This window comes from Streptomyces sp. NPDC055955, assembly GCF_042270245.1.
Classification (GTDB): domain Bacteria; phylum Actinomycetota; class Actinomycetes; order Streptomycetales; family Streptomycetaceae; genus Streptomyces.
In genome coordinates this window covers 102205-127306 of the sequence record NZ_JBHJYS010000013.1, presented here as the reverse complement: position 1 = coordinate 127306, position 25102 = coordinate 102205, and the positions used below count along the sequence as shown (strand labels likewise).

Genomic DNA, 25102 nt, shown 5'->3' with positions numbered 1-25102 from the left:
CCGCAGGTTCCGGCCACCCCTGACGGCCGCGGTCAGTGCTGTCCCGGCAGCGAGAGTTCGAACCAGACCGTCTTGCCCGCGTCACCGGGCCGCGTGCCCCATCGCCGCGCCGCCCCCGCGACCAGCTGGAGCCCCCGCCCGCTTTCCTCCTCCGGACCCGCGACGCGCTCCAACGGCGGATCCGGAAGGGGATCGGAGACCTCCACCCGCAGGGTGTCGGCCGGCTCCGCCGACCGCAGGAGACGTACACCGATGGGGCCGGAAGCGTGCCGGAGCGCGTTGGTCACCAGCTCACTGACGAGCAGTTCGGTGACATCTCCGAGCGAATCGAGGTCCCAGACACCGAGCTGGCCGCGGACCGCGGCGCGAGCGGAACGGACTGTGCCCGGTTCCTCGGGGAAGACCCACTCGGCGCACTCCCCGTCGCCGTCGGTGTCGAACACGCCGATCACTTCCCAGGCAGCAGTAGAACCCCGTCCACCCCTTCGGATCACGTCCGATTTCATAGGGTTAATCGGCATATACCCGGGCGGCCATGAGCGCTACCGTCTCACACGCACACTCCGCGAAGGGCGGCACGAACGGAGCACTTCGGACGAGGGGACGGGTGACACAACCGGCAGCACGACGGCGCCGGCCGACGGCACGGCGGCGGCGACCCGCGGCACGACGACCGGCGCCGCGGACAGGACCGCCGGCGGACGGATCACGGCCGCTGCGCCGCGAGCACCGCCTTCACCGCGGGGACGTCCTGGTCGAGCCAGTCCACGGACCAGACCTCGTCCGGCCCGAGCCAGCGCAGCTCGTCGTGGTCCTCCAGGGGGCGGGGGCGGCCGGACAGCAGGCGCGCGGTCCACACCCGCAGCACATATCCGGGCTTCAGGGGCCACTCCCCCGGGACGGGCGCCACGAGCTCCGCGCCGATCCCGAGTTCCTCGCGCAGCTCCCGTACGAGAGCGCGCTGCGGGTCCTCACCGGGCTCGACCTTGCCGCCGGGGAGTTCCCAGCGGCCCGCGAGCTCGGGGGGCGCACTGCGTCGCGCGGCGAGCAGACGGCCGCCCTCGTGAAGGGCCGCGGCGACGACGACGGTCGGTTCAGTCATGTGCCGGAGCCTACGGCGCGGGCGGGAACGTCAGCGCCCGGTGCCGTTCTGCGCCTGGCCGAGGCGCTCGACCCAGTAGAGCTGCTTGTGGCCGCGGTCGTCGAGACTGTCGGCGATCTTCTGGGCTTCCGCCCTGGTCGCGTACCTGCCGACGCGATAGCGGTTGCCGTTGTCGTCCTGGCGTATGACGAGCCACACAAGTGTGGTCGTGCCCTCGTTCATCGCGCCCCTCCACTCCCCGACCCCGGCTCGCACAGCGCCCCGCTTTCTGAGGAAACCCCACTCCGCATATGCCCGAGCGTACGCCTGACCTTCACGCAGCGGATACGCATTGGCACAAAGAGATACGCAACCAGCCAATACGCAGGGGGCGCACTGTGAAGAGTGCGCCCCCTGGACGTTCGCCGGCCCGGGCGGTCAGCCGGTACGCACCGTCGGCACGGGCATCAGCACCGGACCCGCCTGCGGCTCCTTGCGGCAGACGTCGCCGCACCCCGCGTCGAGCGAGCAGCACAGCGAGCAGATCGGGCCCGACAGGACGGGACAGTCCGCGATGTCCGGGAGTTCGTACGCCGTCTCGCAGACACTGCACGTGTGGGTCGCCGCGATGTCGGCGATCTCGACACCGGGGCCGTTCACCGGGTTGGGCCTGGCCAGGTAGTACTTGCCCTTGGTGGCCCAGGCGATCAACGGGCAGAGCGTCAGGGCGAGTCCGGCCGCGATGAACGTCGAGAAGGCCTCCGCGTAGTCACCGAACACCCCGAAGAACGCGACGATCGAGACGGCCGACGCGATCACCATGGCGCCGAAACCGGCCGGGTTCACGGCGTACAGATAGGCCCGCTTGAACTCGATGTACTTCGGGCTCCAGCCGATCCGCTTGTTGATGACGAGGTCGGCGGCGACGGCCGCGATCCAGGCGATGCCCACGTTCGAGTAGAAGCCCAGCAGCTTGTTCAGGGCCGCGAACATGTTCATCTCCATCAGCGTCAGCGCGATGGCGAGGTTGAGGAAGATGTACCAGACACGCCCCGGGTGGCGGTGGGTGATGCGGGAGAAGAAGTTCGACCAGGACAGCGAGCCGCTGTAGGCGTTGGTCACGTTGATCTTGATCTGGGAAACGACCACGAAGAGCGCGGCGGCGGGCAGGGCAACCGAGCCGAGCCACGGCTTGAGCGCCTCGACCTGCGGGGCGATGGGCTCCAGGGCATGGGTCCTGCCGACGGCTTCGAGGGCCACGAAGGCGAGGAGCGCGCCGCCGAGCTGCTTGGCCGCGCCGATGATCACCCAGCCGGGGCCCGCCGCGAGAACGGCCAGATTCCACCGCTTCCGGTTCGCCTCGGTCCTGGCCGGCATGAAGCGGAGGTAGTCGGCCTGCTCGCCGATCTGCGCGATGAGGGAGAGCGCGACGCCGGTGCCCAGACCGAAGCCGAGCCAGGAGAAGCCGCTGCCCGCACCCTCCGTGCCGCCGAAGTGGGTGAAGTCGCCGAAGGAGCCCGGCGAGTGGAAGGCCAGGATCACGAAGGGCAGCACGAGTCCGATGAGCCAGACCGGCTGTGTCCACGCCTGCACCTTGGCGAGGGCTCCCATGCCGCGGAAGACGATCGGGATGACGATGAGTGTGGTCAGCAAGTAGCCGACGGGCAGCGGCAGTCCGACGACCTCGTGCATGGCCTGCGCCATGATCGAGCCTTCGAGCGCGAAGAAGATGAAGGTGAACGAGGCGTAGATGAGCGACGTGAGCGTCGAGCCGAAGTAGCCGAAGCCCGCGCCCCGGGTGATGAGGTCCATGTCCAGGCCGTACTTGGCGCAGGCGCGGGCGATGGGGATGCCGGTCAGGAAGATGATCGTCGCCGCGCACAGGATCGAGGCGAGCCCGCTCGTGAAGCCGTAGGTGAAGACGATGGAGGCGCCGATCGCGAAGTCGGCGAGGTAGGCGATGCCGCCGAGCGCGGTGGACGCGACCATGGTCGGGGACCAGCGCCGGTAGGAGTGGGGCGCGTAGCGCAGCGAGAAGTCCTCGCGGCTCTCGTCCGCGGCGAGCTTGGCGTAGCTGCGCCGCGGCGGGGCTGCCTCTGTGTCACGGGTGACCGTGTCCGTCATGAGGGTTCCTGTCGTCCGGCCGATTGCGGGTACGGACGGAAGTTAGGAGCCGTGCATGACAATGCGGGGCCGCCGGTGATTGCCCCGGCGTTACGGGAGGCGGCCGGGGGTTAAGTCGCCGTCACGCGCCCCGGACAGAGCGTTCGCGTATCGGTCACCTCACGGGCAGGTGGTATGCGATCCGGTACCGGTCGGCGGGGACGACGACGTCCGCCGTCTCGACCGGTCTGCCCGACGCGAAGTACGTGCGCTGGATGACGAGGACGACATGGCCGGGCACTCCGCCGAGCGCCATGAGCTCCTCGGCGAGGCCGGGGCGGGCGCCGACCTCCTCCGTCACGTTGTCCACGATCACGTCGATCGCGGCCATGCGCTCGACGACACCGCAGCCGCCGAGGGGGCCCTCCTCCGGGAGCATCACGGGGGTGCGTCCCGTGACCGCGAGAGGTTCCCAGGAAGTGGAGAGCATCATGGCCTCCCCCGCGTCCCGGTAGACGTACTTCGTGCACATCACGCGGTCACCGGCGCGGACACCGAGGCGCTCGGCGATGACGCTGCTCGCCTCGACCTGCTCGCTGCGGGAGTCCCACGTGCCGCGCGCCGTCTCGTCGGCCTGCTCCTGCTTGAAAGGGGTGGAGCCGCTGCTCGGCCGGTAGCCGGAGCGGGCGACACGGCGCGGCACCGGCGTCTCGCGCACATACGTGCCCGAGCCCGAGCGCCCCTCGACGAGCCCTTCGGCCATCAGCACCTTGCGGGCTTCGAGGGCGACGGTGTCCGAGACGCCGTACTCCTCGCGGATCCTGGCCTGTGACGGGAGCCGGGTGTGCGGAGGCAGCGATCCATTGACGATCTTCCTGCGAAGATCACCCGCGACGCGCAGATACGCCGGCTGCTCACCGAATGTCACTGGCTGCACTCCCTCAGACCCATGGCGACCCGTCAGATTGACAGACAGCAACAGCGTCGCAACCCTGGGTTGTGTGCCGCAAGCGAGGGCCAGAGAATCACTCGAAGTGATGACATGCGCGAGCGCACGCCTTCACGCAGGGACTTTTCCCGGGTAAGGGAATCCTTACGCCAGGCCGTCGAGACCGGTGGCGGCGGGGACACCCCCGCCATCCGTGGGACCCCCGGCGCGGGTTGCCCGGCTCCCGTCCGCAACCGCCCGCATCGTCGGATCGTGACCCGACCCCGCCGATCCCCCGCCCGCCTCACCGCCCTCCTCGCGCTCGCGGTGCTCGGTGCCTCACCGGGTGCAGCCCTGGCGGCGCCCGCCCCCGCGCCCGCCCCCGTGCGCGCGGGCTCCCCCGCCCGGGCCTCCGCGGCCTGCGCCGGCGACCCCGCCTGGGCCCCGGCCACCACCCGCGTCGACCCCGCGAACACCTATCACGCGTACACCGGCAACGGATATCTCGGCGTGCGCGTCCCGCCGTCCGGCGCCGGCTACGCCGAACCCGGCGACAGGACCGGCTGGCCGCTCTACACACCGCGCTACGACGGGGCGTTCGCCGCCGGGCTCTACGCGCGCGGCCCCGAGAACACCGCGCGCCGCGAGGCCGTCGCCGCACTGCCGAACTGGACGGCGCTCGATCTGACGGTGGGCGACGAGACGTACGGCCCCGGCAGCCGGATCTCGCACTACCGGCAGACCCTCAGCCTGCGGTGCGGGTTCGTCCGCACGTCGCTGACCTGGACGCACAGGGACGGCCGGCGCACCGACCTGACGTACGACGTGCTGACCGACCGCTCCCACCCGCACACCGGAGCCGTGCGGCTGCGGGTCACGCCGCACTGGAGCGGCGAGGCGACCGTCACCGACCGGATCGACGGCCGCGGCGCCCGCCGGATCGCGCCCACCGGCGGCGGCCCCGCGGGCAAGCGCACGATGGCGGTGGGCTTCCGCACCGACGGCACCCGCGAGGACGGCGTCGTCGCCTCCACCCTGCGCGCCCCCGGCCGCACCCGCGCGGCGGGCCGCACCGATACGTTGACGAACAGTCAGTCCGCCACTTTCTCCGTCGCCACGGGCAGCACGTACACCGTCACCAAGTACGTCGGCGTGGACACGGCTCTCACCTCCCGCACCCCGCACGACTCGGCCGTCGGCGCCGCGCAGCAGGCGGCCGGCGCCGGATGGGACGCGGTGTTCCGCCGACACTCCGCTTCCTGGCGGAAGTTGTGGACCTCGGACATCGAGGTGCCCGACCGGCCCGAGCTCCAGCAGCAGGTGCGGGCCGCGCGGTACGGGCTCCTCACCGCGGTGCGCGCCGGCGGTCGCGACAGCGTCGCGCCCGCCGGGCTCACCGGCGACGCCTACGCGGGCATGATCTTCTGGGACGCCGAGACGTGGATGTTCCCCGCGCTGCTCGCCGACCGGCCCGAACTGGCGCGACCCGTCCTCGAATACCGCTACCGCACACGCGAGGCGGCCGCCGACAACGCCCTCAAGACGTCGGTCGAGGGCCTCATGTACCCGTGGACCAGCGCGAGCCGCGGCGCCCTGTGGACGGAGTGCCAGAGCTGGTACCCGCCGCACTGCGTCACCCAGAACCACCTCCAGGGCGACATCGCGCTCGCCGCCTGGCAGTACTACCTGGCCACGGGCGACCGCGCCTGGCTGCGCTCACGCGGCTGGCCGCTGCTCAAGGGCCTTGCGCAGTACTGGACTTCACGCGTCACGAAGAACGCCGACGGCTCGTACTCCATCAAGGACGTCGCGGGCCCCGACGAGTACAGCAACGGCGTCGATGACGGCGTCTACACGAACGCCGTCGCGGCCACGGCCCTGCGCTCCGCCGCCCGCGCCGCCCGGCTCGTGGGCGCCGCACCCCCGGCCGCGTGGACGGCGATCGCGGGCGGACTCCGCATCCCGTACGACCCCAGGCGCAAGATCTTCCTCCAGTACGAGGGATACAACGGCTCGACGATCAAACAGGCCGACGCCGTCCTGCTGCTGTATCCGCTGGACTGGCAGCCGATGCCGAAGGGCGCGGCGGCGGCGACCCTGGACTACTACGTCGCGCACACCGACCCGGACGGGCCCGCGATGACGGACTCCGTGAACGCGGTGGCCGCCGCGTCGATCGGGGAGCCGGGCTGCGCCACGTACACGTTCCTGCGGCGCGCCTCGAAGCCGTTCTTCCGGGAGCCGTTCGGGCTCTTCTCGGAGGCGCGCGGCACGAAGGCGGGGTCCAGCGACCCGCTCGCGGGCACGCCCGCGCAGGACTTCCTGACCGGGAAGGGGGGCTTCCTCCAGGTGTTCACGCACGGCCTGACCGGCCTGCGGCTGGAGGAGGACGCCCTGCGCCTGGACCCGTCGCTGCCGCCGCAGCTCGGCAGGGGCGTGACGCTGCGCGGACTGACCTGGCGCGGACGCACGTACGACATCGCGATCGGGCCGGAGCGTACGACGGTCAGGCTGACCGCGGGCGAGCCGTTCCCCGTCGTCTCGCCCGCCGGGCGCGCCACGGTCGACCGCGGCGGGCTCGTCCTGCGCACCCGGCGCCCCGACCTCGAACCCACCTCGGACCTGGCCCGCTGCCGCACCGCGACGGCGACGTCCGAGGAGCCCGGCCTGTACGCGGAGGCGGCGGTGGACGGCAATCCCGTCACCCCCTGGCAGCCGGCGACCGCACACGCCTCCCTCACGGTCGACCTCGGCCGGACGGTGCAGGTCTCCGGGGTGGACGTCACCGGCACGCGCGCGTACGCGGTGACGACGTCGGCCGACGGGGCGTCCTGGCGGGCCTTCGCGCCGGGGCGAACGGCCCGGTACGTCCGTATCACCGAGAACGGCGAAAAGCCGGAGCCCCTGCAGGAGTTGAGAGTGAGGTAGGGCCTGCCGCCCGACCGGCAGGCCCCGGACCGCCGGGCGCCGCGCGCGGCCCCACACCGCGCGACGGCGCCCGGCGGCCGGTCAGTTGGCCTCGGCCGGCACGGCAGCCAGGGAGCGGGACCGCACCACGAGCTGGGCGACCGCCGTCACCACCAGGTTCGGGACGAGCGCGATGAGCCCGGTGTCGACCGTGCCGACGTCCACGCCCCCGAAGGTGAGCCAGATCAGGACGCCGACGCCGGCCAGGATGCCGAGCAGCGCGGGCACGGCGTCCAGACGCACCTTCCTGGCCAGGCCCATGACGATCGCCGGGGCGAGCTGGGTGAGGCCGCCGTAGGTGAGCAGCAGCAGGTCGGACAGGAGTCCGGGCCTGGTCAGGCCCAGCACGAGGGCGAGAGCGGCGGCCGCGACCACGCAGAGGTGGTTGGTACGCAGCTGCGTACGTTCGTTGCGCGCGCTCAGGAGGTTGCGGGACAGCAGGCTGGAGATGCCCACGACGATGGCCGCCGAGGGGACCATGGCGGCCGAGGCCGCGGCGACCGCGACGAGGCCGACGAGCCAGCCGGGAAGGGTCTGGCCCGCGAGCGTGAGGGCGACGGAGTTCGCGGGCGAGCCCGGCTTCACCATGAGGATTCCGGCGAAGCCGACGATGATCGGGATGCCGAGCGCTATCTGGTAGAGCGGCAGCCAGATGGCGTTCTTGCGCAGGGCGCGCCCGCTGACGGCGGCGAGGACCGGCGGCCACAGGTGGGCCATGGTGCCGAGCCCGCCGCCGATGCCCGAGATGATGACGGCGGTGACGAAGAACGTCGCGTCATAGCCTTCCTGATGAAACGTCAAAAGCTGCGGGTGGCTGTCCCGTACGGTCTCGAAGAGGCCTCCGATGCCGCCCCGCACGGAGACCGCGACGCCGATGAGCAGCACCACGAGCCCCAAGATCATCAGCGCGTCCTTGAGGTAGGCGACGCGGGCGATGCCGCGGATCCCGGACCACAGGACGAAGGCGACGGTGAGGACGGTCGCGAGGACCATGCTGAGGTTGCCGCCCGTGCGGCTCCCGGTGGCGAGCTGGACGATCATGCCGAGCCCGGTGATCTGGAGCTGGAGGTACGGCAGCAGGAAGACGGCACCGACGACGGCGACGACCTTGCCGAGCAGGGGGCTGCGGTAGCGGTCGGCGAAGAAGTCGGCCTGCGTCAGATAGCCGCCCTTGCGGCCGAGTTCACGCATCCGGGGCGCCGTGAAGTACTGCAGGACGAAGTTGATCGCGAGGTAACACAGGGCGAACGCGGCGGCGACGCCTCCGCCGAAGGCGATGCCGGCGAGGCCGAGGAAGCTGAAGGTCGTGAACGCCTCGCCCGCCTGGAGGAACCAGGTGGTGAAGGTGGAGAACTTCCGTTTCCCCACGGTCCATTCACCGAGTTCCCCCTTGCGCGGTCTGCGCCCGCTCACGCCGACGACGGCGATGGAGACCATGCCGATGAGAGTGATGGCCATGGTGGTGTTCATGCGGCGGCCTCCTCGGCCTCGTCGCGGTCGGCGCGGTCGTTGTCGGTGCGCGCGAAGTGTTCGACGAGGGCGAGCGACGCCGTCGTGCCGGCCGTCCACAGCAGGCACCAGGCCAGGACGGAGGGGATGCCGAACCAGAGGTACGGACCGTTGACGAAAGGCAGGAACGGGGTGCTGAGGAAAGCCAGTACGGGCACGAGGGCCCAGAGCACGTGCGGTTTTCTCATCAGGGCTCCATACGGCTGCGGGAGGTACGGCTACGGGAGGGAGGGGCGACGTCGTCCGTGCCCGGTGGCGGCCTCGTAGGCGGCGCCGACCTCGAGCACGGTCCGCTCGGCGCGGGGCGGGCCGACGATCTGCAGCCCGACGGGGAGCCCGGCTCCGGTGAAGCCGGCCGGTACGGAGAGGGCGGGTGCGCCCAGGACGGAGACGAAGTACGCCGAACGCATCCAGTCGAGATAGGTGTGCTGCGGCTGCCCGTCGATGAGGGTCGGGTACTCCGCCTCCACGTCGAAGGGGGTGACCTGGCTGACGGGCGCGACCAGTACGTCGTAGCGCTGGAAGAAGCCGACGGCCGCGAGGTGGATGCGGGCGTGCTCGGCGGTCGCGCGGGCGAGGTCGGCGCCGGTCAGGCGCCGACCCTCCTCGATGTTCCAGACGAGGCTGCCCTTCAGAGAGGCGCGGTCGCTGTCGAGGAGCGCGCCGAGGCCCTGGTTGAACTCCTGGGCGCGCAGCGTGCGGAAGACGTCCTCGGCGCCGTCCAGGTCCGGGCAGTCCTCGGTGACGACGCAGCCGAGGTCCTCGAAGACCTCGGCCTGCCGCTCGAACACGTCGCGCACGTCACGGTCGACGGCGACCCGCCCGCCGAGGTCGGGCGCGAATGCCACCCGCAGCCCGGCCGCGCCCCGCCCGAGCGGCGCGCGGAAGGCGGCGCCCGGCTCCTCCAGGGAGATCGGGACGCGCGGGTCGGGCCCGGCCATGACGGACAGCAGCAGCGCGGTGTCGGCGACGGTGCGCCCCATGGGCCCGGCGACGGCGAGGGTCTCCCACAGGTTGCCGGCCGGGTGCGAGGGGACGCGGCCGGGGGTGGGACGCAGACCGACGACGTTGCAGAAGGACGCCGGGTTGCGCAGGGAGCCGCCCATGTCGCTGCCGTCGGCGAGCGGCTGGAACCCGGCGGCGAGCGCGGCCGCGGCCCCGCCACTGCTGCCGCCCGCCGACCGCTTCGTGTCGTACGGGTTCCTGGTCGCGCCGAAGACGGGGTTGAACGTGTGCGAACCGGCCGCGAACTCGGGGACGTTGGTCTTGCCGATGCGGATGGCGCCCGCGTCCTGGATGCGCCGCACGAGCAGCTCGTCCTCGTCGGGGACGTGCTCGGCGAAGAGGGGCGAGCCGTGCGTGGTGCGCATGCCCCGGGTGAGGTGGGTGTCCTTGAACGCGATGGGCAGGCCGTGCAGCGGCCCGAGTTCCTCACCGCGCGCCTGGCGCTCGTCCGCGGCGGCGGCCGCGGCGAGGGCGCCCTCGGGGTCCAGGGTCACGATCGCGTTGACGGCGGGGTTGTGGCGTTCGATGCGGTCGAGGTGGGCCTGGACGACCTCGCGGGACGACAGCTCACCACGACGGACGCGCGCCGCGAGGTCGACGGCGTCGAGGGCGCAGAGCTCGTCCCGGGCGGGAGCGGAATCGGCGGGACCTGTGGAAACGGGCATGGCAGTCCTAGGGCAGCGGGCAGAGAGGCGCGGCCGGCCAGGGGCGGAATCGGCGACGCGTGTGCTGCACCACACTGAAGGTGCTGACGTTTTCAGTCAACACCTAAAGATGTATGAACTTTTAAGACGCCATCCTCGCGACTATGAAGATTTCAGTCGCATTACGAACGTCAGCGACTGGACGTCGGAAACTCCACGCCGCTGCGCTTGAACGCGTCGACCACCAGATGCGACTGCACGGCCTCCACATGCCGCACCCAGGGCGAGGCCGTCAGGAACTGGTACAGCGCGGCCTTCGACGGCTGCGTCACGTCGACCAGGAGCTGGTGCTCACCCATGACCACGGCGGCGTACCGCACGAGCGGCGACTCGACGAGCAGCCGGCCCACCTTCTCGACCTCGTCGGGCCGGGTCCTGATCCACAGGAGCGCCTCGACCGGGAGGCCGAGCAGCGCGGGCTCGACGGCGGCCCGGATGCTCACGTGCCCGTCGCGGGTCAGCGTCTCGACGCGACGGCGGGCGGTCGCCACGGAGACGCCGGCGACGGCGGCCAGGTCCTCGTGGGTGCGCCGCCCGTCCTCGGCGAGCGCCCCCAGGATCGCCCGCTCCTCGGGCCCGACCTCGACCTCGGGCAGCCCGATCTCGTCGACGATCCCGGACGGCCCGCCGAGCGCCTCGATCTCCCCGGCGTCGAGGATCCCCGGCGACCACTCGTGCACGGTCCTGAAGTACCGCAGCACCGGCGAAACGCTCTGCGAGAAGAGGCCGGGCAGCGCGGGCACCTCGTCGAGCATCAGCGGCCCCAACTGCCCTTGCGGAAACTGGAGTTCGGCCACACAGTCGACGGGGCCCGCGAGCGCGTACGAGAAGATGCAGTCCGCCCGCCGGGCGGCCGCCACGGCCGCGTCGCGCACCGACCCCGGCCGGCAGGTCATCCGCAGGATCACGGTCTCGCCCCGTACGACGAGCCCCCGCACGGCCACGTCCCCGCTCTCCAGCAACCGCAGCCCCCGCCGCGCCACCTTCCGCTCGGGCTCCCCGATCGCGGCCGCGATCCGCCGCCACGACGCCCGCCCGTCGATCTGCAGCGCGGCGACGATGCGCCGGTCGAGGGGGTCCAGGGGGGCGGGAGCGGTCGGGGTGGCCGGTACTGGGTGCGTCACAGGACTGACCATAACGAGCGGGGGTGACGAGGCGGGCCGGGACCGCGCGGCGAACCGGAGCCGGGGCCCGGCCCTCACACCCACCCGGACAACGAACCAGGGCCCGCCTCCCGGAAGAGGCGGACCCTGGACGACCTGCGGGTGAGCACGTCGCTGCGCCGCTGGACGGCCTCGGGACGGCGGAGCGGACCATGCGCCGGAGAAGGCGCGGACGCCGGAGAAGCGTGAGGGGCCGGACCGTGTGCGATGGTCCGGCCCCTCGCCCGAAAGGCTCCCGGCGCGCCTCGCGGGGTTCAGTCCTCGATCACCGGATTGCACGGCGACAGGAAGGGATCGAGCCGCTCCTCGACGGCCCCCCTGCGCACGACGCGCACCCGGAACGCGTTGTCTGCGTCCGGGATGTCGTTCTCGTCGGAGCGGTCGTGGAGCAGCCCCCATGCGCCGGGGAAGCGGCGCGCTATGTACGCCACCAGTTCGTCCAGCTGCTCGGCTTCGTAGCCCTTGTGGTTGGTCTGGCCGGCGGCGGTGACGACGGGCAGCCCGTTGAAGACGTCGAGCACGACCTTGCAGCTGGAGGACCACTGCACCGCGTCGATCCGTGCGCGCAGTTCCTCGACACCCGACCTCAGAGACTGTGCGTCGTCCTCGTACGGGTCCTCGGAGATACCGAACCAGCCATGGAACTCGTACATGCCCTCACTCCAGCGGAGTCGTGTCGATCACCGGCTCGACGCCGTACCGGCGTCCGTATACCGGACGCCTCGTCCACAGCCCGCCCCGGCTTCGCTCGCAGCGCCACCAGCGAAGCCCGATGGATGACGGCCCATCAGGACACCCAACACCATCCCGGCACGGAAACGGCAAGGGGCCGGCTCCCGCAAGAGCCGACCCCATTTGACCTGCATGTCCGCCAGGTCTTCGACGTGGTGTTGTCTCACCCCGCTCAGACGTTGAAGCGGAACTCCACCACGTCCCCGTCCTGCATCACATAGTCCTTGCCCTCCATGCGGGCCTTGCCCTTGGCGCGGGCCTCCGCGACCGAGCCCGTCTCCATCAGGTCGTCGAAGGAGATGACCTCCGCCTTGATGAAGCCCTTCTGGAAGTCGGTGTGGATGACGCCGGCCGCCTCGGGGGCCGTGGCGCCCTTCTTGATGGTCCAGGCGCGCGTTTCCTTCGGACCTGCCGTCAGGTACGTCTGGAGGCCGAGGGTGTCGAAGCCGACGCGGCCGAGCGTGGCCAGGCCGGGCTCTTCCTGGCCCATCGACTGGAGGAGTTCGAGCGCCTCGTCGTCGTCGAGCTCGATCAGCTCCGACTCGATCTTGGCGTTCAGGAAGATCGCCTCGGCGGGGGCGACCAGGGCGCGCTGCTCGTTCTTGAAGTCCTCGTCGACCAGCTCGTCCTCGTCCACGTTGAACACGTAGAGGAAGGGCTTGGTGGTGAGGAGGTGCAGCTCGTGGAGCAGGCGGCCCTTCTCCGTGCCGGCGGTGATGCCCGCGGCGAAGAGCGTCGTGCCGGACTCGAGGATCTTCTGCGCCTCCTCGACCGCGGCGAGCACCGCGACCTTCTCCTTCTGGAGACGGGACTCCTTCTGGAGACGCGGGACCTGCTTCTCGACGGACTGGAGGTCCGCGAGGATCAGTTCCGTGTTGATCGTCTCGATGTCGTCCTTGGGCGAGACCTTGCCGTCGACGTGTACGACGTTCTCGTCCTTGAAGGCGCGGATGACCTGGCAGATCGCGTCCGACTCGCGGATGTTCGCGAGGAACTTGTTGCCCAGGCCCTCCCCCTCGGAGGCACCGCGCACGATGCCCGCGATGTCGACGAAGTCGACCGTCGCCGGGAGGGTCTTCTGGGAGCTGAAGACCTCGGCGAGCTTGGCGAGGCGGGGGTCGGGGACACCGACCACGCCCACGTTCGGCTCGATCGTGGCGAACGGGTAGTTGGCCGCCAGCACGTCGTTCTTGGTCAGGGCGTTGAACAGGGTCGACTTGCCGACATTCGGCAGACCGACGATTCCGATCGTGAGCGACACGTTGCGACTTCCCGTACGTGAGGATGGAGGACCCCTAGTCTACGGCGTGCCGCGCAACCCCCCGGCGCCGTATCGAACGCTTGGCCAAGGTCGGCGAAACCGCGTGTCCCGGAGCTGATTCCACACATAACCCGACCTAAGTTGGTGTGGTGGATCAACCCAGTCGCACTCCGCCGCGCGCCCCGCACAACCGGCCCCGCCGCACGCCCCCGCTCCCTCCACAGGCGCAGGGCGGCAGCGACGGACGCAACGGGCCCTCCGGGTCCGGTTCGGGCACGGTGTACCGGGCGTCGGGCAAGGGCGGCGGCAAGGCGCCGCGCCCCGTGCCGCCGGTCGTCCTCGCGCTGCGCCGCTTCCCCGATCCGCGCCTCACCGGCCTGGGCAGCGGGCTGTTCTGTACGGCCACGATGTTCGCGCTCGCCTGCCTGGACGCGCTGCTGTTCACCGGCTCGGTCACCGTGTACGGGGTGCTGTTCCTGCTGGTCAGCGCGCTCACGGCGATGTGGGTGCGGCGCGCCGACCTGGTGAGCGCGCCCGTCGCCGTGCCGATCGGGTTCGCCGTCGGGATCCTGCCGGTGGCCGGGGGCTCGGGCGGGTTCGGCGGGCAGGTGATGGGGCTGGTGACGGCCCTCGCGATGCACGCCGGCTGGCTCTACGGCGGCACGCTCGTCGCCGGACTCGTCGTGACCGTGCGCGGCATCCGCCACATGACCCGGCGCGCGGCGCGCCGACGAGCCCTCGCGCAGGCCCGCGCCGGCTCCCCGGGCGTGGCAGGACGACAGGTGACGTCGGCCCCGCGCCCCCGGCGGCGTACGGCCTGAGGGCCTCCTGCGGCGGAGTACGGCTCAGAGCGCCCTTCTCCGCGCCGCACGGTCCGTTCCCGGCGCCCGGCGCCGCCGCTACTTCTGCTGCGCCGCCGCCATCGCCGCCCCCACGATCCCCGCGTTGTTCTGCAGCTGCGCCGGGACGATCTCCGCCTTGATGCCCTTGATCAGGGGCAGGAACTTGTCGGCCTTGCGGCTCACGCCGCCGCCGATGATGAACAGTTCGGGGGAGAACAGCATCTCGACGTGCGCCAGGTACTTCCGGACCCGGTGTGCCCAGTGTTCCCAGCTCAGGTCGTGGTCCTCCTTCGCCTTCGTCGAGGCGTGCTTCTCGGCGTCGTGGCCGTGCAGCTCCAGGTGACCGAGCTCGGTGTTCGGGACGAGCTGTCCGTCGATGAACAGGGCGCTGCCGATGCCGGTGCCGAAGGTGAGGAGCAGCACCACGCCCTTGCGGCCGCGGCCCGCGCCGAAGTGCATCTCGGCGACGCCGGCCGCGTCCGCGTCGTTGAGGACCGTCACGGGGAGCCCGTCGAGCCGCTCCCCGAGGAGGGCGCGGGCGTCGACGTCGATCCACGACTTGTCGACGTTGGCCGCCGTACGGATCATGGCACCGCCCGTGACGACGCCGGGGAAGGTGATGCCGACCCGGTCGGGCCGCGTGCCGAAGTGCTCCACGACCTGCTTCACCCCGTCGGCCACGCCGTCGGGCGTGGCCGGGTGCGGGGTGAGGACCTTGAACCGCTCCTGTGCCAGGTCTCCGCGGTCCAGGTCGACCGGTGCGCCCTTGATCCCTGATCCGCCGATGTCCACGCCGAAGATCTGCATGGGCACCACGTTACGACGAGTGGCTCAGCGTCACTTCTCGGACGAGTCGTTCCCCGCGAGCGCCGCGGCCTCCGCGCGCAGGTCACGGCGGAGTTCCTTCGGCAGCGAGAAGGTGATCGACTCGTCGGCGGTCTTCACGGTCTCCACGTCGCCGTAACCGCGCTCGGCCAGCCACTCCAGTACGCCGTCCACCAGGACGTCGGGGACCGAGGCTCCGGAGGTGAGGCCGACGGTGGTGACGCCCTCGAGCCAGGCCTCGTCGATCTCGGCGGCAAAGTCCACCAGGTGGGCGGCGGGCGCGCCGGCGTCCAGGGCGACCTCGACCATGCGGATCGAGTTGGAGGAGTTCTTGGAGCCGACGACGATGACGAGCTCGGCGTCCTCGGCCAGCTTCTTCACCGCGATCTGGCGGTTCTGCGTGGCGTAGCAGATGTCGTCGCTGGGCGGCGAGAGCAGGTTCGGGAACTTGTTCTTGAGGGCGTCGACCGTCTCCATGGTCTCGTCGACGGAGAGCGTGGTCTGGGAGAGCCAGACGACCTTCGACTCGTCCCGCACCTCCACGTTCGCCACGTCCTCGGGGCCGTCGACCAGCGTGATGTGGTCGGGGGCCTCGCCCGAGGTGCCGATGACCTCTTCGTGGCCCTCGTGGCCGATCAGGAGGATGTCGTAGTCCTCCTTGGCGAAGCGGACGGCTTCCTTGTGGACCTTGGTGACGAGCGGGCAGGTCGCGTCGATGGTGGCGAGCTTGCCCGCCGCGGCCTCGTCGTGGACGACGGGCGCGACGCCGTGCGCCGAGAACATCACGATGGAGCCCTCGGGGACCTCCTGGGTCTGCTCGACGAAGATCGCGCCCTTCTTCTCCAGGGTCTGCACGACGTACTTGTTGTGGACGATCTCGTGGCGGACATAGATCGGGGCCCCGTACTGCTCGAGGGCCTTCTCGACGGCGATCACGGCACGGTCCACACCGGCGCAGTAGCCCCGGGGGGCGGCGAGCAGGACGCGGCGGGGGCCAGTCGTAGCAGTCATGCCCACCATCGTAAGGCCGTGTCCAACAGGTCAAAGATCCACCGCTTGGCGAGACTGAAGGCCCGTGCGCGACACCGTGCGCGACAAACGGAGGCCCGATGTCCGCCCACACCGCTCCACCAGCCGGGGAAGACGGGCCGCCGCCCGCCGGGGAAGAAGCGCTGCGGCGCAGCCTCGGCTTCCGCGACCTCGTCGTCTACGGGCTCCTGTTCATCGCCCCGATGGCCCCGGTCGGCGTCTTCGGCACGCTCGACGCCAGGTCGCACGGCGCCGTCGCGCTGGTGTACGTCGTCGCGACGGTCGCGATGGCGTTCACCGCGTTCAGCTACGCGCAGATGGTGCGGGTCGCCCCGCAGGCCGGCTCCGTCTTCACCTACGCGCGCGTGGGGCTCGGTGAGGCGCCGGGGTTCATCGCCGGGTGGATGGCGATGCTCGACTACCTCCTCATCCCGGCGGTCGCCTACCTCTTCTCCGGGATCGCGATGAACGCCCTGGTGCCGTCCGTGTCGCGCTGGGTGTGGACGGCGCTGGCCGTGATCATCACCACGCTCCTCAACCTGTGGGGCGTGCGGGCGGCGGCCCGGGTCGGCTTCGCGGTCCTGGCGATGGAGATCGCCGTGCTGCTCGTGTTCCTCGGGTCGGCCGTCGTCGTACTCGTGCGTGACGGGGCGGAGCGCGGCTGGCTGTCGCCGCTGACCGGGGACGGGTCGCAGGGCGCTTTCGCGCTGTCGGCGGTCGTCGGCGCGGTGTCCGTGGCCGTGCTCTCGTATCTGGGCTTCGACGCGATCGTGTCGTTCGCGGAGGAGGTCACGGGCGGCTCGGCGAAGGTGGCGCGGGCGGTGCTCTTCTGTCTGGCGCTCGCGGGTGTGCTGTTCATCGCCCAGACGTATCTCGTGGCGCTCCTCGAACCGGTGCCGTCGGCGGAGCTCGCCGCGGACCCGGCGAAGCAGGGGTCGGCCTTCTACGACGCGATCGACGTCTCGGTCGGCGGGTGGCTGCACGACCTGGTCGCGGTCAGCAAGGCGATCGGCGCGGCGTTCGCGGCCCTGGCCGGGCAGGCGGCGGCCGGGCGGCTGCTGTTCGCGATGGCCCGCGACCGGCGGCTGCCGAAGGCGCTGGCGCGGACGGACTCCGGGGTGCCGCGGGTCGCGCTGCTGTGCGCGGCGGTGGTGACGCTGGTCGCGGCTGTCTGGGCCGCCCGCCGGGCCGACGGCCTGGACCATCTGGTCTCCGTGGTGGACATCGGCGCTCTTACGGCGTTCGTGCTGCTGCACGCGAGCGTGGTGGGCTGGTTCGTGGTGCGCCGCGGAGGGGGGACCTTCAGCTGGTGGCGGCATCTGCTCGTGCCGGTGCTCGGCGCGGCCATCACGGTCGCGGTGATCGTGGAGGCGTCGGGCACGGCCCAGGTGGTGGGCGCGATCTGGTTGGCGGTGGGGCTCGTGGTGCTGGTGGCGCAGAGGGGGCGGCGGGGCGGGCGGGCGGTCTGACGGGGCGTCCGGCTGCGGCACACGCACCGGCGCACGCCCCGTTCCCGTACCCCCTTCGTGTCACGGAGCGTTGTCGGTGGGTGCGGCTACGCTCACCGGCATGGCTGTGAATACGTCCGCGGACGCCCCGCTGCCCGTCGGGGAGGTGTCGCGGCTCATCGGGCGGTGGATCGACCGGCTCGGTGCCGTCTGGGTCGAGGGACAGATCACCCAGCTGTCCCGGCGCCCCGGTGCCGGCGTCGTGTTCCTGACGCTGCGCGATCCGTCGCACGACATCTCGGTCGGCGTCACCTGCTACCGGCAGGTGTTCGACGCGGTCGCGGACGTCGTCAGCGAGGGCGCGCGCGTCGTCGTCCAGGCGAAGCCGGAGTGGTACGCGCCGCGCGGCCAGCTGTCGCTGCGCGCCTCCGAGATCAGACCGGTGGGCGTCGGTGAGCTGCTCGCCAGGCTGGAGCAGCTGAAGAAGTCCCTGGCCGGCGAAGGACTCTTCGCGCCCGAGCGCAAGAAGGCGCTGCCGTTCCTGCCGCAGCTCATCGGCCTCGTGTGCGGGCGCGCTTCGGCCGCCGAGCGGGACGTCCTGGAGAACGCGCGGCACCGCTGGCCCGCCGTCCGCTTCGAGGTGCGCAACGTGCCGGTCCAGGGCGTGCACGCCGTGCCGCAGGTGGTGCAGGCGGTCAAGGAGCTGGACGCGCTCGACGACGTCGACGTGATCATCGTGGCGCGCGGCGGCGGCAGCGTCGAGGACCTCCTGCCGTTCTCGGACGAACAGTTGGTACGGGCCGTCGCCGCCTGCCGCACGCCGGTGGTCTCGGCGATCGGCCACGAGCCGGACAACCCGCTCCTCGACCACGTGGCGGACCTGCGCGCCTCCACTCCGACCGACGCGGCGAAGAAGGTCGTGCCGGACGTCGGCGAGGAGTACGAGCGGGTGCAGTGGCTGCGGGACCGGGCCCGGCGCAGCGTCGAGTCGTTCGTGGACCGGGAGGAGCGCGGGCTCAGACATGCCCTCGCCCGGCCGGTCATGGAGGACCCGCACCGCATGATCGAGGTGCGCGAGGAGCAGGTGACGTCGCTGGCCGAGCGCGGCCGGCGCACGCTCGGTCACCTCCTCGACCGCGCCGAGTCGGAGCTGTCGCACACACACGCGCGCGTGGTGGCCCTGTCCCCCGCAGCGACCCTCAAGCGGGGTTACGCGGTGCTGCAGAAGAGCGACGGGGACGTCGTGCGCGCCGCGGACGACGTGGCGGCGGACGAGGTGCTGCGGGCGCGGGTCGCCGAGGGCGAATTCACCGTACGGGTCGAGCACGGGAACGTACGGGTCGAGACCGGGAACCAGGAGAACGCATGACCACGAAGACCGACGAGGCCGGGCTCGGCTACGAGCAGGCGCGGGACGAGCTGATCGAGGTCGTCCGGCGGCTCGAGGCGGGCGGCACGTCACTGGAGGAGTCGCTCGCACTGTGGGAGCGGGGCGAGGAGCTGGCGAAGGTGTGCCGGCGCTGGCTGGACGGGGCGCGGGCGCGCCTGGACGCGGCGCTGGCGGAGTCAGGTCCGGACGGGGGCGCGGACGAGGACGAGTGAGCTGCGGGGCCTGCGCACGCCCGGCGGGGCGAGAAGCGGTGATCGGCGCCGGGCGGAAGCAGTCCGGACCTTGTGAAGCAGGTCACGAGCTTCCAGTTTTGGTTGAATGTTAAACGGCACTGACGTACTGTCGTGTGCATCGGATGATCCGTTCGCAGCGTCGCGACGGACCGGCCACCCCCCAGCACGTACGTATCGAGAAGGTTGATCCATGTCTCTCGTTCTTGACCCCGCCGCCCAGGACCTGCTGTTCCGCGAGGCCCGCACCGCGAACACCTTCACCGACGAGCCGGTGACCGACGAGCAGGTCCAGGCGATCTACGACCTGGTCAAGTTCGGCCCGACGGCGTTCAACCAGTCGCCGCTGCGCATCACACTGGTCCGCTCCCCCGAGGCCCGCGAGCGCCTCGTGCAGCACATGGCCGAGGGCAACCGCCCGAAGACGGCGTCCGCCCCGCTGGTCGCGATCCTCTCCGCCGACAACGAGTTCCACGAGGAGCTCCCGGCGCTGTTCCCGCACTTCCCGCAGGCCAAGGACGTCTTCTTCGCCGAGCGCCCCGCCCGTGAGGGTGCCGCCGCGCTGAACGCCACCCTCCAGGCCGCGTACTTCATCATCGGCGTCCGCGCCGCCGGCCTGGCCGCGGGCCCGATGACCGGCCTCGACTTCGCCGGCGTCCAGAAGGAGTTCCTGGACGACGACCACACCCCGCTGATGGTCATCAACATCGGCAAGCCGGGCGAGGACGCCTGGTTCCCGCGCTCCCCGCGCCTGGAGCACGACCAGGTCATCACCACGATCTGAGCGCTCCCGCACACTTCACGGGACAAGAAAGGCCCCCCGGCAGCAGCCGGGGGGCCTTTCCCGTGCGCCGGAGTCCCGGGGATCCCTCCGCCGAAATCCCTGAGACCTCCTGCGCGGAGATCCCGCAAGCGCCTACTTCGTCCGCAGCGCCTCGGCCATCTTCGTCAGCTGCGCGAACGACGCCGTACCGGTCACGACGGTTGTCGACTTGTCGGCCTTGAGCACCAGGGCGTCGTACTGGTCACCCTTGTAGCGCCGCCAGGTCTCGCCGCCGATGCGCTGCGTCACGCTGGTCTCGGTGGCGCCCTGGCTCGACCGGTCGATGAAGGCCGACGGCTTCTCGGTGGACTGCTCGACGGCCACGTACTGGCCGTCGGCGTCGTGGAAGCCGAGGTGCCAGGCGTCGAAGTTCGAGTCCTGGTATCGCACCGACGTCGGCTTCCAGGACTTCGCCAGTCCCTCGGGCGCCGCCACCGGGTACGGAGCGGCGCGTCGAGCCGTCAGCAGCTCCACGCGGTAGTCCACGCGCTTCACCGGCGGCGTGCCGGAGCCGTCGTGCGGGACGAACACGTAGATGCCTGCCGCCGCGATGACGGTCGCGCCCATCGAGAGGACCAGACTGCCCACGGTCTTCTTGCCTTTGGTACCTGCCACGCCCCCATCGTCGCAGGTACGTGAGCGATCACCGCACGTGGGCCCGGTCTGCTCATACGTGGGGCCCTCTGCTCATTTTGTCGGCCTGACGATAGAGTCGGGGCCATCACCCTCATCCGGCCGTCGTCGTATCAGAAAGGTGCGTCTCGATGACCGAGCATCACCAGCTTCCGTCCGAACTCGAAGTCCCCGCGGAGGCTCCCGACCGGAACCTCGCCCTGGAGCTCGTCCGCGTCACGGAGGCCGCGGCCATGGCCGCGGGCCGCTGGGTCGGCCGCGGCGACAAGAACGGGGCGGACGGCGCCGCCGTGCGCGCCATGCGCACCCTCGTCTCCACCGTCTCGATGAACGGCGTCGTCGTCATCGGCGAGGGCGAGAAGGACGAAGCCCCGATGCTCTACAACGGGGAGCGCGTCGGCGACGGCACGAGCGCCGAGGTCGACATCGCCGTGGACCCGATCGACGGCACGACGCTCTGCGCCAAGGGCATGCCGAACGCCATCGCCGTCCTGGCCGCCGCCGACCGCGGCACCATGTTCGACCCGTCCGCCGTCTTCTACATGGACAAGCTGGTCGCGGGCCCCGAGGCCGCCGACTACGTGGACATCAACGCCCCGGTCGCGGTGAACATCCGCCGTATCGCCAAGGCCAAGAGGGCCGCTCCCGAGGACGTCACAGTCGTCATCCTGGACCGGCCGCGCCACGAGGGCATCATCAAGGAGGTCCGCGAGGCCGGCGCCCGGATCAAGCTGATCTCCGACGGCGATGTCGCGGGCTCCGTGCTCGCGGTGCGCGAGGACAGCGGCGTCGACCTGCTCCTGGGCATCGGCGGCACCCCCGAGGGCATCATCTCGGCGTGCGCCATCAAGTGCCTGGGCGGTGTCATCCAGGGCAAGCTGTGGCCCAAGGACGACGAGGAGCGCCGGCGGGCGATCGACGCGGGCCACGACCTGGACCGGGTCCTGTCGACGAACGACCTGGTCTCCGGCGAGAACGTGTTCTTCGTCGCCACCGGCATCACGGACGGCGAGCTGCTGCGCGGCGTCCGCTACCGCGCCGAGAGCGCCACGACGTCCTCGCTGGTGATGCGCTCCAAGTCGGGCACGATCCGTCAGATCGACTCGCAGCACCGGCTGTCGAAGCTGCGCGCGTACAGCGCGATCGACTTCGACCGCGCCAAGTAGGTCGCGGCCGGCAGGTTCTTCTCCCGCTACGCGAACGGGGCGCCCCTTTGTGCGGAGGGGCGCCCCGTTCGCGTAGCGGGAGGGTCGTCAGCCGGCCGCGCGGATCTGGTCGACCGAGCTCGTCGCCTTCTGGAGCTCGACCTCGCGCCGGCGCCTGCGGGCGAGGACCACGCGGCGCTCGGCGGCGGTGAGGCCTCCCCACACCCCGTACGGCTCGGGCTGAAGGAGCGCGTGCTCGCGGCACTCGACCATCACGGGACAGCGGGCGCAGACGCGCTTGGCCGCCTCCTCACGGGACAGGCGGGCCGCGGTCGGCTCCTTGGAAGGGGCGAAGAAAAGGCCGGCTTCGTCGCGCCTGCACACGGCCTCCGTGTGCCACGGGTCGTCCTGGTCCCGATCTCGCACTGGCCCCCGCTGCGGGGGGACGGCGGCGACCTGCAGGGACTGATGCGGCGGATGCAGCACGGTCTACTCCTGACGACGGCTTCGCGAGCGAGCGACGATGCAGCAACCTCTACCCGCTGTGTGCGCGCCTATGCACTGAGTTCCGAAGGACGGAAGTTCCCCCGGTCCCGGGCCGCCGCGCCCGTGCCGTGCGTCCGCCGCCCCGAAGGCGGGTCAGCCGTCGAGGTGTTTGCGCATGCGGTCGTGCAGATCGCGCAGGCGCTTGCCGCGCTTGGGCTTGGCCTCGATGTTGCCGAGGACCGCGATGCCGTCGACGTAGACCACGGGCGCGTCCGGGTCGGCCGAGTCGAGGGTGTCCACCTCGAAGTTGCCGAGGACGCCGCCGCCGCTGCCGCGCAGCGAGACGTTCTCCGGGACGCGGACCTCCACGTTCCCGAAGACGGAGACCGCCTTGATCACGACCTGCCGGTACTCGAAGATCGCCTCGCTGAGGTCGATCTCGATGTTGCCGAAGACCGCGTACGCGTGGGTCCTGCGGCCCACGCGCCAGCGGCCCTTGCGGGCCGAGGTGCTGAAGACGGCGACCAGGTTCTCGTCGGCGACCGGCGGGACCGCGCCCATGGCGGGGCGGTTCGGAGCCGGCTCGAAGGCCGCGGGCCGGGGCTGGGTGTGGGCACCGGGCAGGTCCCTGACGAGCGGCTCGAGCTCGGCGTGGGTCTTGGCGCGGTACACCCCGTCGATCCGTTCGGCGTGCTCCTCCGCCGTGAGCCGGCCCTCGGCGAGGGCCTCGCGCAGGATGTCCGCGGTGCGGTCGCGGTCGGCGTCGGAGGCACGCAGATCGGTCTGCGGCGCGGGCTGCTCGGGGCGCTTCTCAAGGTCCACCGGGTCAGCGTACCCAAACGCGATAGATCGCGACTAGGGGGCGACGGTGGGAACTGAGCCTTACCTCACAGGCCCGCCCGCACCGTCAGGTTCTACGCTGGTTGGCGCTGCCAATGGATGCCAGCTGCTAACGGCCGAAAGAGGAATGGGCGAGATGCCTGAGTTCGCGTACACCGATCTGCTCCCCCAGGGCGAGGACACCACCCCCTATCGCCTGGTGACCACGGAGGGTGTCTCGACCGCCGAGGGGCCGGACGGCCGTACGTTCCTCAAGGTCGAGCCGGAGGCGCTGCGCAAGCTCGCCGAAGAGGCGATCCACGACATCCAGCACTACCTGCGCCCGGCCCACCTCGCCCAGCTGCGCCGCATCATCGACGACCCGGAGGCGTCGGGCAACGACAAGTTCGTCGCGCTCGACCTGCTGAAGAACGCGAACATCGCGGCGGCCGGCGTGCTTCCCATGTGCCAGGACACCGGCACGGCGATCGTCATGGGCAAGCGCGGCCAGAACGTGCTCACGGAGGGCGGCGACGAGGCGGCCCTCTCGCGCGGCATCTACGACGCGTACAAGAACCTGAACCTGCGCTACTCGCAGATGGCCCCGCTGAACATGTGGGACGAGAAGAACACCGGCTCGAACCTGCCGGCGCAGATCGAGCTGTACGCGACCGACGGCGGCGCCTACAAGTTCCTGATCATGGCCAAGGGCGGCGGCTCGGCCAACAAGTCCTTCCTCTACCAGGAGACGAAGGCGGTCCTCAACGAGGACTCGATGATGAAGTTCCTGGAGGAGAAGATCCGTTCGCTCGGCACGGCGGCCTGCCCGCCGTACCACCTGGCGATCGTCGTCGGCGGCACGTCCGCCGAGTACGCGCTGAAGACCGCGAAGTACGCCTCCGCGCACTACCTGGACGAGATCCCCGCCGAGGGCTCCGAGCTCGGCCACGGCTTCCGCGACAAGGAGCTGGAGGAGAAGGTCTTCGAGCTGACGCAGAAGATCGGCATCGGCGCGCAGTTCGGCGGCAAGTACTTCTGCCACGACGTGCGCGTGGTGCGTCTGCCGCGGCACGGCGCGTCCTGCCCGGTCGCGATCGCCGTGTCCTGCTCGGCCGACCGCCAGGCCGTCGCGAAGATCACCGCCGAGGGTGTGTTCCTGGAGCAGCTGGAGACGGACCCGGCGCGCTTCCTGCCGGACACGACGGAGGAGACCCTCAGCGAGGGCGCCGAGGCCGGCGACGTCGTGAAGATCGACCTGAACCAGCCGATGGACGACATCCTCGCCGCGCTGACGAAGTACCCGGTCAAGACCCGCCTCTCCCTGACCGGCCCCCTGGTCGTGGCCCGCGACATCGCGCACGCCAAGATCAAGGAGCGCCTGGACGCGGGCGAGGAGATGCCGCAGTACCTGAAGGACCACCCGGTGTACTACGCGGGCCCGGCGAAGACCCCGGAGGGTTACGCGTCCGGTTCCTTCGGTCCGACGACGGCCGGCCGCATGGACTCCTACGTCGAGCAGTTCCAGGCGGCGGGCGGCTCGAAGGTCATGCTGGCCAAGGGCAACCGCTCACAGCAGGTCACCGACGCGTGCAACGCGCACGGCGGCTTCTACCTCGGCTCGATCGGCGGCCCGGCCGCCCGTCTCGCGCAGGACTGCATCAAGAAGGTCGAGGTCGTCGAGTACGAGGAGCTCGGCATGGAGGCGGTCTGGAAGATCGAGGTCGAGGACTTCCCGGCGTTCGTCGTCGTGGACGACAAGGGCAACGACTTCTTCAAGGACCCGGCCCCGGCGCCCACGTTCACCAGCATCCCGGTGCGCGGCCCCGGCCTCGCGTAACACCTGGAGCGCGCCGCAGAGGCCGCCCGGCCGCCGGACCGCGCCCGGCGGGCTGAGCGCTGGCCCCGAACACATCACGCGAACCGCTGCCCCGCCGAGCCCGCGCCCGGGGGGTGGCGTAGCGGGTCCTACGCGGCGGCGC

The 25102-nt window shown here is 71.1% G+C and carries 24 protein-coding genes; 8 read left to right on the top strand and 16 right to left on the bottom strand.

What is annotated here, in order from left to right:
- Positions 1-32: 32 nt before the first annotated feature.
- From ACFC96_RS25705 to ACFC96_RS25685, 5 genes are all read right to left on the bottom strand, one after another.
- Positions 33-521: an ATP-binding protein gene (locus ACFC96_RS25705; RefSeq protein ID WP_376614304.1), complete on the bottom strand. Its 489-nt coding sequence runs from the start codon at positions 519-521 to the stop codon at positions 33-35.
- Positions 522-706: 185 nt separating this feature from the next.
- A complete protein-coding gene (locus ACFC96_RS25700; RefSeq protein ID WP_376257824.1) occupies positions 707-1102 on the bottom strand; it encodes a (deoxy)nucleoside triphosphate pyrophosphohydrolase in 396 nt (131 codons plus the stop codon).
- Positions 1103-1132: 30 nt separating this feature from the next.
- The gene (locus ACFC96_RS25695; protein ID WP_376614302.1) at positions 1133-1324 is read right to left on the bottom strand and encodes an SPOR domain-containing protein; all 192 of its coding nucleotides are present in this window, start codon (positions 1322-1324) and stop codon (positions 1133-1135) included.
- 195 nt (positions 1325-1519) lie between these two features.
- A complete protein-coding gene (locus tag ACFC96_RS25690) occupies positions 1520-3205 on the bottom strand; it encodes a purine-cytosine permease family protein (protein WP_376614300.1) in 1686 nt (561 codons plus the stop codon).
- Positions 3206-3359: 154 nt separating this feature from the next.
- On the bottom strand, positions 3360-4112 hold the full coding sequence (locus tag ACFC96_RS25685) for a GntR family transcriptional regulator (RefSeq protein ID WP_376257819.1): 753 nt from the start codon (positions 4110-4112) through the stop codon (positions 3360-3362).
- 273 nt (positions 4113-4385) lie between these two features.
- Between ACFC96_RS25685 and ACFC96_RS25680 the strand changes: the two genes are divergently transcribed.
- A complete protein-coding gene (locus ACFC96_RS25680; protein ID WP_376614298.1) occupies positions 4386-7040 on the top strand; it encodes a glycosyl hydrolase family 65 protein in 2655 nt (884 codons plus the stop codon).
- Positions 7041-7121: 81 nt separating this feature from the next.
- On the opposite strand, the gene ACFC96_RS25675 is transcribed toward ACFC96_RS25680, so the two are convergent.
- From ACFC96_RS25675 to ychF, 6 genes are all read right to left on the bottom strand, one after another.
- Positions 7122-8549 (bottom strand): sodium:solute symporter, encoded by a 1428-nt coding sequence (locus ACFC96_RS25675; RefSeq protein ID WP_376257815.1) that lies wholly within the window; start codon positions 8547-8549, stop codon positions 7122-7124.
- Positions 8546-8776, bottom strand: a complete 231-nt coding sequence (locus tag ACFC96_RS25670) for a hypothetical protein (protein ID WP_376257813.1) — start codon at positions 8774-8776, stop codon at positions 8546-8548. The genes ACFC96_RS25675 and ACFC96_RS25670 overlap by 4 nt, the downstream gene beginning before the upstream one ends.
- Positions 8777-8806: 30 nt before the next feature.
- A complete protein-coding gene (locus tag ACFC96_RS25665; RefSeq protein ID WP_376614296.1) occupies positions 8807-10258 on the bottom strand; it encodes an amidase in 1452 nt (483 codons plus the stop codon).
- Positions 10259-10428: 170 nt separating this feature from the next.
- Positions 10429-11421 (bottom strand): Lrp/AsnC family transcriptional regulator, encoded by a 993-nt coding sequence (locus tag ACFC96_RS25660; RefSeq protein ID WP_376614294.1) that lies wholly within the window; start codon positions 11419-11421, stop codon positions 10429-10431.
- A gap of 293 nt (positions 11422-11714) precedes the next feature.
- On the bottom strand, positions 11715-12113 hold the full coding sequence (locus tag ACFC96_RS25655; protein WP_376614292.1) for an Imm7 family immunity protein: 399 nt from the start codon (positions 12111-12113) through the stop codon (positions 11715-11717).
- Positions 12114-12364: 251 nt separating this feature from the next.
- Positions 12365-13453 (bottom strand): redox-regulated ATPase YchF, encoded by a 1089-nt coding sequence (ychF, locus tag ACFC96_RS25650; protein ID WP_100596562.1) that lies wholly within the window; start codon positions 13451-13453, stop codon positions 12365-12367.
- A gap of 149 nt (positions 13454-13602) precedes the next feature.
- On the opposite strand from ychF, the gene ACFC96_RS25645 reads away from it, so the two are divergent.
- The gene (locus ACFC96_RS25645; RefSeq protein ID WP_376614290.1) at positions 13603-14274 is read left to right on the top strand and encodes a DUF6542 domain-containing protein; all 672 of its coding nucleotides are present in this window, start codon (positions 13603-13605) and stop codon (positions 14272-14274) included.
- 78 nt (positions 14275-14352) lie between these two features.
- Here the strand turns inward: ACFC96_RS25645 and ppgK are convergent, their stop codons facing one another.
- The gene (ppgK, locus tag ACFC96_RS25640; RefSeq protein WP_376614288.1) at positions 14353-15102 is read right to left on the bottom strand and encodes a polyphosphate--glucose phosphotransferase; all 750 of its coding nucleotides are present in this window, start codon (positions 15100-15102) and stop codon (positions 14353-14355) included.
- 30 nt (positions 15103-15132) lie between these two features.
- Complete coding sequence (locus tag ACFC96_RS25635) at positions 15133-16131, bottom strand: 4-hydroxy-3-methylbut-2-enyl diphosphate reductase (protein WP_376614286.1); 999 nt, start codon at positions 16129-16131, stop codon at positions 15133-15135.
- A gap of 98 nt (positions 16132-16229) precedes the next feature.
- Here ACFC96_RS25635 and ACFC96_RS25630 point away from each other — a divergent pair, with 98 nt between their 5' ends.
- The 4 genes from ACFC96_RS25630 to ACFC96_RS25615 all read left to right on the top strand — a co-directional run bounded on the left by ACFC96_RS25630 (position 16230) and on the right by ACFC96_RS25615 (position 20001).
- On the top strand, positions 16230-17618 hold the full coding sequence (locus ACFC96_RS25630) for an APC family permease (RefSeq protein WP_376614284.1): 1389 nt from the start codon (positions 16230-16232) through the stop codon (positions 17616-17618).
- A 100-nt stretch (positions 17619-17718) separates the two neighbouring features.
- Positions 17719-18966, top strand: a complete 1248-nt coding sequence (gene xseA, locus ACFC96_RS25625) for an exodeoxyribonuclease VII large subunit (RefSeq protein WP_376614282.1) — start codon at positions 17719-17721, stop codon at positions 18964-18966.
- Entirely contained in the window at positions 18963-19199 is a 237-nt protein-coding gene (locus ACFC96_RS25620; protein WP_376257795.1) for an exodeoxyribonuclease VII small subunit, read from the top strand. The genes xseA and ACFC96_RS25620 overlap by 4 nt, the downstream gene beginning before the upstream one ends.
- 211 nt (positions 19200-19410) lie before the next feature.
- Complete coding sequence (locus tag ACFC96_RS25615) at positions 19411-20001, top strand: malonic semialdehyde reductase (RefSeq protein WP_376614280.1); 591 nt, start codon at positions 19411-19413, stop codon at positions 19999-20001.
- Between the two features lie 132 nt (positions 20002-20133).
- Here the strand turns inward: ACFC96_RS25615 and ACFC96_RS25610 are convergent, their stop codons facing one another.
- Complete coding sequence (locus ACFC96_RS25610) at positions 20134-20655, bottom strand: DUF4245 domain-containing protein (RefSeq protein WP_376257791.1); 522 nt, start codon at positions 20653-20655, stop codon at positions 20134-20136.
- Positions 20656-20804: 149 nt separating this feature from the next.
- On the opposite strand from ACFC96_RS25610, the gene glpX reads away from it, so the two are divergent.
- Positions 20805-21839 (top strand): class II fructose-bisphosphatase, encoded by a 1035-nt coding sequence (glpX, locus tag ACFC96_RS25605; RefSeq protein WP_375997715.1) that lies wholly within the window; start codon positions 20805-20807, stop codon positions 21837-21839.
- A gap of 87 nt (positions 21840-21926) precedes the next feature.
- On the opposite strand, the gene ACFC96_RS25600 is transcribed toward glpX, so the two are convergent.
- Both ACFC96_RS25600 and ACFC96_RS25595 read right to left on the bottom strand, forming a co-directional pair.
- Positions 21927-22304, bottom strand: coding sequence for a WhiB family transcriptional regulator (locus tag ACFC96_RS25600; RefSeq protein WP_266560609.1), 378 nt, complete (start codon positions 22302-22304; stop codon positions 21927-21929).
- 153 nt (positions 22305-22457) lie between these two features.
- Positions 22458-23126, bottom strand: a complete 669-nt coding sequence (locus ACFC96_RS25595; RefSeq protein WP_376257787.1) for a DUF1707 domain-containing protein — start codon at positions 23124-23126, stop codon at positions 22458-22460.
- 154 nt (positions 23127-23280) lie between these two features.
- Between ACFC96_RS25595 and ACFC96_RS25590 the strand changes: the two genes are divergently transcribed.
- A complete protein-coding gene (locus ACFC96_RS25590; protein WP_376257785.1) occupies positions 23281-24960 on the top strand; it encodes a fumarate hydratase in 1680 nt (559 codons plus the stop codon).
- The last annotated feature ends 142 nt before the right edge of the window (positions 24961-25102 follow it).

Bases quoted from the DNA above. Each gene is read 5' to 3' on its own strand.
- ACFC96_RS25705 (WP_376614304.1), bottom strand. From the start codon at position 521: ATGCCGATTAACCCTATGAAATCGGACGTGATCCGAAGGGGTGGACGG.
- ACFC96_RS25700 (WP_376257824.1), bottom strand. From the start codon at position 1,102: ATGACTGAACCGACCGTCGTCGTCGCCGCGGCCCTTCACGAGGGCGGC.
- ACFC96_RS25695 (WP_376614302.1), bottom strand. From the start codon at position 1,324: ATGAACGAGGGCACGACCACACTTGTGTGGCTCGTCATACGCCAGGAC.
- ACFC96_RS25690 (WP_376614300.1), bottom strand. From the start codon at position 3,205: ATGACGGACACGGTCACCCGTGACACAGAGGCAGCCCCGCCGCGGCGC.
- ACFC96_RS25675 (WP_376257815.1), bottom strand. From the start codon at position 8,549: ATGAACACCACCATGGCCATCACTCTCATCGGCATGGTCTCCATCGCC.
- ACFC96_RS25670 (WP_376257813.1), bottom strand. From the start codon at position 8,776: ATGAGAAAACCGCACGTGCTCTGGGCCCTCGTGCCCGTACTGGCTTTC.
- ACFC96_RS25665 (WP_376614296.1), bottom strand. From the start codon at position 10,258: ATGCCCGTTTCCACAGGTCCCGCCGATTCCGCTCCCGCCCGGGACGAG.
- ACFC96_RS25655 (WP_376614292.1), bottom strand. From the start codon at position 12,113: ATGTACGAGTTCCATGGCTGGTTCGGTATCTCCGAGGACCCGTACGAG.
- ppgK (WP_376614288.1), bottom strand. From the start codon at position 15,102: ATGCAGATCTTCGGCGTGGACATCGGCGGATCAGGGATCAAGGGCGCA.
- ACFC96_RS25635 (WP_376614286.1), bottom strand. From the start codon at position 16,131: ATGACTGCTACGACTGGCCCCCGCCGCGTCCTGCTCGCCGCCCCCCGG.
- ACFC96_RS25630 (WP_376614284.1), top strand. From the start codon at position 16,230: ATGTCCGCCCACACCGCTCCACCAGCCGGGGAAGACGGGCCGCCGCCC.
- xseA (WP_376614282.1), top strand. From the start codon at position 17,719: ATGGCTGTGAATACGTCCGCGGACGCCCCGCTGCCCGTCGGGGAGGTG.
- ACFC96_RS25620 (WP_376257795.1), top strand. From the start codon at position 18,963: ATGACCACGAAGACCGACGAGGCCGGGCTCGGCTACGAGCAGGCGCGG.
- ACFC96_RS25615 (WP_376614280.1), top strand. From the start codon at position 19,411: ATGTCTCTCGTTCTTGACCCCGCCGCCCAGGACCTGCTGTTCCGCGAG.
- glpX (WP_375997715.1), top strand. From the start codon at position 20,805: ATGACCGAGCATCACCAGCTTCCGTCCGAACTCGAAGTCCCCGCGGAG.
- ACFC96_RS25590 (WP_376257785.1), top strand. From the start codon at position 23,281: ATGCCTGAGTTCGCGTACACCGATCTGCTCCCCCAGGGCGAGGACACC.